Source organism: Candidatus Cloacimonadota bacterium (assembly GCA_020532085.1).
In the GTDB taxonomy this organism is placed as follows: Bacteria; Cloacimonadota; Cloacimonadia; order Cloacimonadales; family Cloacimonadaceae; genus Syntrophosphaera.
Genome location: JAJBAV010000008.1, coordinates 46,186 through 57,091, shown reverse-complemented (window position 1 = coordinate 57,091; position 10,906 = coordinate 46,186). Strand labels below are relative to the sequence as shown.

Annotated in this window: 7 protein-coding genes; 3 read left to right on the top strand and 4 right to left on the bottom strand. The window is 58.8% G+C overall.

Annotated features, from left to right (window positions below; genetic code table 11):
- Nucleotides 1-1,326, top strand: coding sequence for an amidohydrolase family protein (locus tag LHW45_03500; protein MCB5284642.1), 1,326 nt, complete (start codon nucleotides 1-3; stop codon nucleotides 1,324-1,326).
- Nucleotides 1,314-1,748, top strand: coding sequence for an SsrA-binding protein SmpB (smpB, locus tag LHW45_03495; protein ID MCB5284641.1), 435 nt, complete (start codon nucleotides 1,314-1,316; stop codon nucleotides 1,746-1,748). The genes LHW45_03500 and smpB overlap by 13 nt, the downstream gene beginning before the upstream one ends.
- A 908-nt stretch (nucleotides 1,749-2,656) precedes the next feature.
- Here the strand turns inward: smpB and LHW45_03490 are convergent.
- From LHW45_03490 to LHW45_03475, 4 genes are all read right to left on the bottom strand, one after another.
- Complete coding sequence (locus tag LHW45_03490) at nucleotides 2,657-4,387, bottom strand: thiol protease/hemagglutinin PrtT (GenBank protein MCB5284640.1); 1,731 nt, start codon at nucleotides 4,385-4,387, stop codon at nucleotides 2,657-2,659.
- An 86-nt stretch (nucleotides 4,388-4,473) separates the two neighbouring features.
- The gene (locus LHW45_03485; protein ID MCB5284639.1) at nucleotides 4,474-5,364 is read right to left on the bottom strand and encodes an AEC family transporter; all 891 of its coding nucleotides are present in this window, start codon (nucleotides 5,362-5,364) and stop codon (nucleotides 4,474-4,476) included.
- Between the two features lie 354 nt (nucleotides 5,365-5,718).
- Nucleotides 5,719-7,203, bottom strand: coding sequence for an inorganic phosphate transporter family protein (locus LHW45_03480; protein MCB5284638.1), 1,485 nt, complete (start codon nucleotides 7,201-7,203; stop codon nucleotides 5,719-5,721).
- Between the two features lie 7 nt (nucleotides 7,204-7,210).
- Nucleotides 7,211-7,855, bottom strand: a complete 645-nt coding sequence (locus tag LHW45_03475) for a DUF47 family protein (protein ID MCB5284637.1) — start codon at nucleotides 7,853-7,855, stop codon at nucleotides 7,211-7,213.
- Between the two features lie 171 nt (nucleotides 7,856-8,026).
- Between LHW45_03475 and polA the strand changes: the two genes are divergently transcribed.
- The gene (polA, locus tag LHW45_03470) at nucleotides 8,027-10,798 is read left to right on the top strand and encodes a DNA polymerase I (protein ID MCB5284636.1); all 2,772 of its coding nucleotides are present in this window, start codon (nucleotides 8,027-8,029) and stop codon (nucleotides 10,796-10,798) included.
- Nucleotides 10,799-10,906: the final 108 nt, after the last annotated feature.

Here is a 10,906-nt window from a genome sequence, read left to right as displayed (position 1 = left end):
GTGGCCGAAAACATCGATCTGGTGATGCAGGGCGGCACCATCCTCACCCTGGACGGTGAGCTGCGGGTGCTGGAAGACCAGGCCATCGCCATCGACAAAGGCCGCATCCTGGACTTCTTCGACCCCCGGGAAAAGACCTGGCCGGCCCGCCGCACGCTGGACACCTCCGGCTGCATTGTGATGCCGGGGCTGATCAACGCTCACACCCATCTGCCCATGAGCTATTTCCGCGGGTTGGCGGACGACCTGCCGCTGCAAACCTGGCTGCACGACTTCATCTGGCCGCTCGAGGCCAAAATGCTGAGCCACGCATTCATCAGCCAGGCCGCCCTCCACGGCGCCGCTGAGATGATCAAAAACGGCATCACCCAGATCCAGGACATGTATTTCAACATGCCGGCGGTGGCGGAAGCCTGTTCCCGGGCAGGACTGAGGGCCATCATCGGTGAAGCGGTGCTGGATGGCAAATCCGAACCTGAGCACGCCACCCTGGGCAACAAGGTGCTGGAACTGCGTCAGCGCTACGCGGACGACCCCTTGCTGGATTTCAACCTGGCCCCGCACTCCATCTACGCCTGCTCGGAACGAACCTTGCGCCGATGCGCCGAAGTGGCCGCCCAACACGGGATCCGGCTGCACACCCACCTCTCTGAGACCCGCGGCGAGGTGGAGGACTGCCTCAGGGAACACGGCCTCAAACCCGTGTTTTATCTGCAAAAACTGGGCATCCTGGAACTCCCGGCGGTGTACGCCCACGCCATCTGGACCGATCCCGACGAGATCGCGCTCATGGCCGCCAGTCCCGCTTCCGTGGCGGTCTGCTCGGATTCCAACCTCAAGCTTGCCTCCGGCATTCTACCTCTGGCTCAATATCTGGAACTCGGCGTGAACCTCTGTTTCGCCACCGACGGCGTGGCCAGCAACAACAACCTCGACCTCCTGGCCGAAATGGACCTCACCGCCAAACTGCACAAGGCCGTGAACAACGATCCCGCCTTCCTTCCAGCCGTTAAAACCGTTCAGATGGCCACTCTTGACGCCGCCCGGGCCCTGGGAGTGGAGGACAAACGCGGCTCGCTGGAGATCGGCAAGGACGCCGACCTCTGCATTTTGGAACTTAGCGGCCTGGAAAGCCAGCCGGTTTACAATCCCTGGTCCCACGTGGTTTACACCCTCGGCGCCAAACAGGTGCGCGACGTGGTGATCGCCGGCGAGATCGTGCTGCGTGACGGACAGCTCACCAAAGTGGACGAGGCGGAACTGGTGGAGACCGCCAAAAGCTGGAAACAACTGATGCTGAAGGAACTGGGCCAATGGTGCAGCTAAAGAACCGGCGCGCCCTGCACGAATACTTCGTGATCCAGAAATTCGAGGCCGGCATCGCCCTGATGGGCAGCGAGATCAAGAGCATCCGCGCCGGAAAGGTGAATTTCAAGGACAGCTACGCCCGCGTCATCGACGGCGAATGCTGGCTGCTCAACCTCCACATCTCCCCCTTCGAAAAATCCACCCACTTCAGCCCCGATCCCACCCGCAAACGCAGACTGCTGCTCCACAAACACGAGATCCGCCGCCTGCGGGCCAAAACCGAGGAGCTGGGCATGACCATAGTCCCCCTGGAGATCTTCATCAACGAAAAAGGCTTCTGCAAGGTGACCATCGCCCTCGTGAAGGGCAAAAAGTTCTACGACAAGCGGGAATCCCTGCACCAAAAAGACCTCGAACGCGACCGTGCCCGGGAGGATTAAGGGATTTTGAACCCAGAGGCGCTCCGCTCCTGAATGACGTGCGTTTGGGGCTGGGCGGATAATTTGGCTGGAGTGGATGCTCCTGCGTTGCTCAACTCCGGCGGGCTCGGCTCAAAAGGGAAGGAGTGGCTTGAATGTCCGGAATGACGATTTGAGAATTGTTGGTTTAAAGTTCGGCTCTCTTTCAAACTGAGTGGGAAATGGGCTGAACACAAAGCTTTCTTTCAAACAAAGTGGGAAATGACCGGAGGAACCCCTCGTCAGAGGAGTGCAGCACTATAGGCGGGGTGTTTCAACCCCCGCAACAGGCCACGTGGCCGATAGATTCGTAACCCCTCGCAGAGGGGTGCGGGACTTTGCGGAGCGATTCATCGCTTCGCCATATGATCAGGTCAGCATCCAGCACATCCGATCCGCGATAAATCACGCATCAAAGTCCTGCACCCGCAAGCGGGTTTGAATTTCTCTTTACGCGACCGGATACGGGGGTTGAAACGCCCCGCCTATAGTGCTGCACCCCGCGCGAGGCGGGGTTCCTTGCCTCTGTTGAGCCTCTGCGGCTGTCAGAGTCAACGCAGGGATTTGGCATCTCAAGGTTCTGGATCGACTTTCATTACGGGTTTCTTTAGTTACCCACTCAGTTTAAAAGAGAGCCCTTATCAACTTTTTTAGGACGAGACATCGCTCCCAATATCAATACGGTATCAATACGGAATCATTACGGATGAAATCCGTATTGATTCCGTATTGATACCGTATTGATATTGGGGGCCGATTAGGAACCAACAGCCATAACGTTCATTGACAGTGTCTTACGCAGATATGCTGAATAGATGTCATCAGCCATGGGGTTATTGATTGCTTATCAAGCCATTGAGTCTTTGTTTCAGCGAAGGGTTCCTGATGCTCTATCTGATCTTCACCACGCGCAGGGGACGGCTGTTTTTGGCAGACTCATCTTGGATGAAATAGATTCCGGCGGGAGTTCCGGGATCGGGTGACCAGCTCAGTTCACCCTCGCCTTCGAGGGTGGCGAGTTTTTGGCCTTTGAGGTTGTAAACGCTCACGCGGAGCGGCCCGCGGGTGGCTGAGGCCAGTTCGAGTTGGTCGACAAAGGGATTGGGCCAGGCACTGAGATTCGCGTGGGGCGCGACCTCATCTTCAGCCGGGAGCGCGGGCAGGCTGTTGTCGATGAGGATGGGCACCAGGTAACAGCCGCAGCCGTGGGCGATGGAGACGCTTCCGGTGATGATTTCCCTGGGCCCGCCTTCCACAACTACGAAGTGGACATAGACGATCATGCTTTGGCCGGGTTCCAGGACACGGGGCAGGCCGGGATACCATTCGCAGACCAGAAAGGCGTCAACCACGTTATAGGGTGTCGAGCTGATGTCACTAATGGTGAGGCTGGTGTCGCTGATATTCACCAGTTCCAACTCGTGGAATTCCTGAATGGAGGCGTTGTCAAGAAAGAACAGGGTATCCGGAATGGCCATCAGATACTGGCGGGGTTCGATGTCCACGATAGCGCCCTCGACCACGGTGAGGTTGTAGGGCAGCTGGTCCGGCAGCAGGTACCAGCCGCTTTGGGAGCCGCCCCAGCCGAAATTGACGTGGAAGAATCCGTCGGTGTTGTAGCCGTCCACCACCACATTGTGTCCGGCGTCCCAGGCCGGCGTGACCACAGCCAGGTGCACTGGCTGGGCGTCCTTGATGTTTTGCGCCATGCGGGAATTGAGATCGATAGCGGAGGCGGTGAGCAGTTCGCAAAAGTCAAAACCGAAGCGCTGGAAAGCGCTAAAAGCCTGGCTTACGGCGAAGGTGCCGCTGCCTTCGGAGGTGTAAACCTGTTCGGCGGCCACCCCGCAAGCCCAGATCAGCGCCGCGGCGTCGTCACTTGTGGTGGCCTGCTGCAGGGCGTAATGGGTGGTGAGGGTGTCCAGCGCGGTGTTCAGGTCCGGCCAGGAGGGGAAATCGCGCGCGCTGTGGTCGTTGTCGATCCAGAAATTGCGTCCGGCGTAGTTGTGATGGTAGTCATCGGCGTCGGTAAACCTGGTTCCATTCAAGCTTTGGTGGTAGTTGACGATCTGGGCCATGGCCACGGCGGGACAGCCGGCCACGCTGCGCTGGCCTGAGACCGGATCGATGGGGCAATCCGCGTTGTAGGGGGCGCTCTGGTGCCATTCGGTTTTCAGCCAACCGCCCGAGGGCGAATAGCCCGGCGGCGGCCACTGCTCAAAATCGTCGCGGTAAGAGACGGGGTTCTGCCACATCTGAAAGCTTTCAAGGCGCTCTGCGGGACCGGACCCGGCGGCGCGAAAAGCCAGATCGGCCGCGATGAGTTCCGCCAGCCAGGTATTGCCGCCGTGATCAAAATCTGAAGTGAAAGAATAGGCCGGCACGGGAGGCAGTTCGTCGTCGGCGGAAACCACGATGTAGCCCTGGGGCTGCAGGCCGAAGATCCAGGCCAGGGGGGAGGTTGCTTCGCCCAGGGGACGCGGCGGCAGCAGGGTTTCGCTGCGATCCAGCCTTTGCAACTGTGTACGGGCGGCACTTTCCGCCCTGGCAGGGCTTACCGGTTTCGCTAAAACGCATGCGCAGAGCAGGATCAGCGTCAGTCCAACAATAAATCTTTTCATGGTTACGCTCCTGACGGCTGATATAAGCAGATATTGCGCCAATTTGTCAAGGAAGTTTCGCCGGTGGGGGCGCAACTTTGGCTGGATCAGGAAAAGAGGCGGATCAGCAGCGGCGTGGTGAAGAGGGCGATGAGGGTGGAAACCGAGACCATGGTGGCGGCGAAGGGGCGGTCCATGTTCTCGCGGTCGGCCAGGATCAAGGTGTTGAAGCCCACGGGCAGGGCGGAACAGGTGAGCACCACCAGGCGCGGGACGCCCTGCAATCCGAAGAGCAGGGAGAGTGTGAATCCGGCCGCGAAACCCAGGCCCATCCTGATGAAGACGGCGATCAGGGCCTTGCCCAGATGCGAGGCCTGGGGCGCGAAAGCCAGGCCCAGCGCCACCATCATCAGCAATCCGGTGGGCTGGCCCAAGACCTCCAGAAAGGAAACCGCGGCGGGCGGGATGTTCACACCCAAGCCCTTGATGGCAAAAGCGATCAGCATGCCCCAAAGCGGGGGCAGGGTGAGAAATTTCTTCAGCTGGATGCGGTCGGTGTGGGCGTTGGCGCCGTATTTGATGGCGTTGTAATAGCTGAAAGTGAAGATCAGGACGGTGTTGCCGATATCGAACAGCGAGGCGCGGGCCAGTTCCTCGCTGCCGATCGCCTTGAAATAGGGCAGGGCAAAGGCGGTGTTCATGATCATCGTGCCCACCAGGAAAGAGCCGAAAGTGGGGCGGGGCAGGGCCAGTTTTTTGCCGATGAAAGAGCTGATGAAGTAGAGGATGAAAATCACCAGCATGGCGCTAAGCGTCACCAGCAGCATATCCGCGGAAGGGGTGGCACGGTAAATGGCCAAAATCATCAGCGGGGGCAGGCAGACGTTGAGCACGAAGCGCAGGAGCACCGCGGCGTCCTCTTTGGACAGGAGTTTCAGGCTTTTCAGGGCAAAGCCGAGGGCGAAGGAGAGGATGAGGGTGAGGTTTTGTTCAGTCATGTTTTTCTAACCCAGAGACGCAGAGAGGGGGAAATCGGGAAGCGTTTTTTCACCACAGAGCCAAGCGGAGCAAAAGCGGAGTAAAAGCGGAGGTTTTTTAAAAACAGAGAGACAGAGAGACAGAGTTTTGCGTAACATAGACTTTAGTCTGTTGGGTGCCCGGAATTCATTTCGAGGCACAAAATAACTTACCGCAGAGGCGCTGAGGCGGCGAGACGCGGAGTTAACAGAGGATTTTTTACCACAGAGCCAAGCGGAGCAAAAGCGGAGTAAAAGCAGAGGGATTTTAAAAACAGAGGGACAGAGAGACAGAGGGCTATGTGCCATAAGCTTCAGCTGGTTGGGTGCCCGGCCTTAGTCCTTGGGATGGTAAAAGACCTTGTAAAGCAGGTCCAGATCGGCCTGCAGATCGGCGTTGTAACTTTCATCAGCCTGGGTTTGGGGAGCCTCGACCAGTTGCCAGGAAGGGTCTTTGGCCAGGGTCTGGGCGAGGTTCCATCTGCGTTTGAAGCTCTTGTCCTCCAATTGGCTGAGCGCGGCCAGTTGTTCCTGGTTCAAACGCTTGTCCAGTCCGCGTTTTTGCAGCAGTTCCAGTTTCACCAGCAGGGGGTGGTTTTCGCTGATGGAAATGATCTCCTTGGCCGCCTCGGGCGGATAGGTTTCCTCGAAAGTGAGTTCCCTGTAGAGTTCGAGCTCGGTCTTGAAGGTGCGCAGATTCACGAAACTAAGCTTGTTGGTGTCGATCCCGCGGCGCGCGATCTCCTGCACCGCGCTCTTGTCCACGCTGTAGGTGAGGGGATGGTAGGCCTCGAGTTCAAAGACGTTCTGCGTGATGAAGAGAGCGACGAAGGAAAAGAGAAAGGCCATGGCGGGGGCGGCGATCCAGGCCAGGGTGACTTTGCCCAGCACGTTGTAGCGGATGTTTTTGCCGCCTTTGGCCAGGCCGATGCCGATCACAGCGCCCACGATCACCTGGGTGGAGGAGATGGGCACCAGCGGAATGGGCGGAAGTCCCACCGCCACAAGCAGATCGTGCAAGGCACGGGAGGAAAAGAGAAAGAGCACGATGGTCTCGGTGAGCAGGGCGACCAGCGCGGTTGCGGGCGAAAGCTGAAAGATGTCCTTGCCCACGGTGCCCATCACGCGGTGGGAATAGGTGTAGATGCCCAATACCACGGCCAGCGAGCCGATGATGTAAAGCTGCTGCACGCCTGTGATAAAGAGGAAGGGGCCCAGCGCCAGATCCCGGAAGGGTGTAACCGGAACGAAGACCCCCACGGCGTTGGCGATGGTGTTGGCCCCTAGAAAGTAGGCCCCGACAGCGCCGAAGAGGATCAGGGCGGAGCGGATGATCATGTCCTGTTCCAGCAGATGGCGTTTGGAGTTGTTGATCCAACCGCGCACGAGGTAAAAGAGCAAAGCCGCGATGCCGGCAGCGGCCACGAATGCGGTGACCCAGCTGCTGGCGATGGTGAGCAGGGAACTGAAGTTGGTGAGCCGTCCTGAAAAGTAGTTCCAGCCGATCAGGGCGCCCACGATGGTCTGCGAGATGGAGACGGGAATGCCCAGCCGCACGATCACCAGAATGGCCAGCGCGGCGGCCAGCGCCACGGTGAAGGCCCCGCCCAGGGCGTCCACGGAACCCAACCGGCCCAGGGTGCCGGAGGGCCCGCTGCCTTCCAAAACCGCGCCCAGAAAATAAAAGACGGCCGCGATCAGGGCGGCCTGGCGGAATCTGATCATGCGGGTGGAGACCGCGGCGCCAAAGATGTTGCCGGTGTCATTGGCCCCCATGGACCAGCCTATGAACAGGCCGCTGATCAGAAAAACGTAGATCATGCCGGGATCAGAGCTGCCTTTTGATGGTGTAGATGGAGAGCCGGTCGCAAACGGCCTGGGCGTAATCCGAGATCTGTTCGATGTGCAGGGCGAACCAGCGCAGGTGGGTTTTTTGGGCCAGGTCCATCCCCTGGGCGAAGATCAGGCGGCGCAGCTTTTCGCCCAACTGGTCGGCCTCGCGCTCAAAAAAGTAGACTTTGTGGATGTAGTTGTTCACTTGGGAAAGGTCGCGGAAAAAGGAGCGCACGGCGTAGGTAAGCTGCTCCACCGCGGCGGTGGAGGCGCGCGTGGTCTGCAGCCAGAGGTCGTTCACTTCCTGCGGGATCGTCGGCATTTCCACGGAAAACTGCATCAGCGTGTCCTTGATGTTGTCCATCACTTCGTCCGTGTTTTCCAGAATGGCCAGCACGTCGCCGCGGTTTTCCGGGATCAGGGTGCGCTCGTAAAGATAACGCTCGATCGCCACGCGCAGGTCGTCGGCCTTCTTTTCGTTTTCGCGGATCAGGTTCAGCCGTTCCTCGAACTGCTCGAACCTGCCCATCAGATAATCCTCCACGCCAAGCTGGAAGAGCAGCGCGGAATCGCTGACCACGTCCAGGAAAGAGTCGATCTGCGACTCCACGAACTTGGTGGTCTTCAGCACCAGTGCCATGTGAACTCCTGTTCTCTGTGATAGTCAATGCAACCTTTCATGTTATTTTCAGCCGTGCAATTCTGTCAAGCGGAAAAGCGCGCGGGGGCGGTGACGGAGGAAAAAGTTTGACAATAATCCCGCCTGTTTATATCCTGCGGCACAGTCCAAAATTCAGCCAGGAGCAAGCTCATGCGCCCAACTCTTTATCTGATCGACGGCACGGCCTTGCTGTACCGCTCGCATTTCGCCTTCATCAAAAATCCGCTGGTCAATTCGCGCGGGGAACACACCAGCGCCATCTTCGGCGTGGTGAATTCCTTTCTGCATTTTTTGGAGCTGAAACAGGTGGAGCACATCCTGATCAGTTTCGACCGCAAGGCACCCACCTTCCGGCACGAACTGAGTGAAGACTACAAGGCGAACCGGCCTCCGATGCCGGATGAGCTGGTGGCGCAGATCGAGCCGGTGCAACGGTTTTTCCAGCTCATCGGCCTGCCGGAGATCTCGCTCGACGGCTATGAGGCCGACGACGTGCTGGCCACGCTGGGGGAACGTTTCAAGGAGGACTTTGACATTGTGTTCGTGACCTCGGACAAGGATTATTCGCAGTTGGTGGAGGAACGGGTGGGAATCTTCGATCCCGCCAAGGACCTGAGTTACGACCGGGAGGGGATTTTCGGCAAATTCGGCGTCTATCCCGAACAGTTCGTGGATTACCTCGCCTTGGTGGGTGACGCCTCCGACAACATTCCCGGGGTGCGGGGCATCGGACCCAAGGGCGCGGAAAAGCTGCTGCAGCAATACCAAAGCCTGGACGGGATCTACGCGCATCTGGACGAGATTGGGGAAACGACGCGCAAAAAACTCACGGAAAACAGAGACAACGCTTTTCTTTCCAGGCAGTTGGCGCAGATCATCCGCGATGTGCCAATCCCGCTGCCGGAAGTTGACAAGCTTGCCTTCGACGGCGCCAGCCTTCTGCGGGCGACGGATTTTCTTGGCCGCTACGAACTGTATCAGCTCAGGCGCAGGATCGAAAACCGCTTCGGACAGGGCGGTCCGGGACCGCTTGAGGCAGCTTCCGCCGTGAGTGAGGAACAGCTCACCCAGGGGGACATTTTCGCCACGGAGCCTGTTGGAAAGGATGGTTCTTCGGAGCGTCAACTCTCTTTCACGCCAATACTTGCCACTCCCGAAAACCTGCCCCGCCTGCTGGAGCAACTACGGCAGGCGGAATTGGTAAGCCTGGACACGGAGACCGATTCACTGGAGCCCGTGGGGGCCAAACTGGTGGGAATATCGCTATGCGTGAAGACGGAAGAGGCCTGGTATCTGCCCCTGGGACACCAGCTGCACGACAACCTGCCGCTGGAAGCGACTTTGGCCGCCCTGAAAGACGCCACGGCGGGAAAAACCATCCTTGGCCACAACCTCAAGTATGACCTCATCGTGCTGCGCGGCCACGGCTGGGAACTGGACAATCCGCTCTGGGACACGATGCTGGCCGCCTACCTGCTGGATCCCGGCACCAACCAGTATTCCCTGGACGCCTGTGCCGCCGCGGAACTTGGGCACACGATGATCCTCATCTCCAGCCTGCTGGACAAGAAAAACAAGACCAGCTTCGACCTCGTGGATGTTCAAGCCGCCTGCGCCTACTCCGCTGAGGACGCCTGGGCGGTGTTCCGGCTGCAGCCCCTCTATGCCAGGCGCCTCTCCCACAGCGGTTTGACAGAGCTTTACAAGAGCATCGAACTGCCCTTGGTGCCGGTGCTGCAGCGCATGGAGGAAAACGGTGTGAGCATCGACACACCCGTACTGCGGGAAATCTCTCGCGCCATCAATCTGGAACTGAAGGAACTCACGGAGCAGATCTACGGCCTTGCGGGCCGGGAATTCAACCTCAATTCCACCCAGCAGCTGGCCAAACTGCTGTTCGAAGAGATGAAGATCCCTGCCAAAAAGAAGACTAAAAGCGGCTATTCCACCGATATCACGGTGCTGGAGGAACTGGCGGAGGATCATGAGATCGCGGACAAGTTGATCCAATACCGCAGCCTCACCAAGCTGGAATCCACCTATGTGGGCGCCCTGCCAAAGCTGATCAATCCAGCCACCGGGCGCATCCACTCCTCTTTCAACCAGACCGTGGCCTCCACCGGCCGGCTCTCCTCCTCCAATCCCAATCTGCAAAATATCCCCATCCGCACACAGCTGGGCCGCTCCATCCGCAAGGCCTTCATCGCCTCGAACCCGGACTGGGCCATCCTGAGCGCCGATTATTCCCAGATCGAGCTGAGGCTGCTGGCCCTCTTCTCGCGCGACGAAGCTTTGGTGCAGGCTTTCCAAAACGACCTGGACATCCACCGCCAGACGGCCTCTCTGATCACGGGGAAACCGCTGGACCAGGTGAGCGGCGAGGAACGCCGCCGCGCCAAGGTGATCAATTTCGGCCTCCTCTACGGAATGGGGCAGAAGAAGCTCTCGCGCGAACTGGGAATTTCGCTGGAAGACGCCAAAACCATGATCAGGCACTATTTTGAGCGCTTCCCCTCCATCAGCGCCTACATCAACGACTGCAAGGCCGAGGCGAGGCTGCACCGCTACAGTCAGACCATCTTCGGGCGCAAGCTTTACCTGAAAAACATCGGCAGCGGCAACCAGGGCCTGCGCGCGGAAGCGGAACGCGTGGCGGTGAACATGCCCATCCAAGGCACCGCCGCCGACCTGATCAAACTGGCCATGATCGCCATCCACGCGCGGACCGGGGACGATCCCCGCATCCGCATGGTGCTGCAGGTGCACGACGAGCTGGTTTTCGAAGTGCGCCGGGACTTTCTGGCGGAGGCCGAAGAGCTGGTCCGCTCGGAGATGGAAAACGCTCTGCCGCAGCAATATCGGCAGGTGGTGGCGTTGAAGACCGGCATCGCCAGCGGGGCCAACTGGTTCGAAGCCCACTGAAAATGAGGCTTGACATTTAAACGCGGAATTATTATGTAGCCGATGGCGGCGCGGATGTGGAATCAATTTGCCGGCTACGGCGGTCCGCCCGGATCAATTACAGATCGA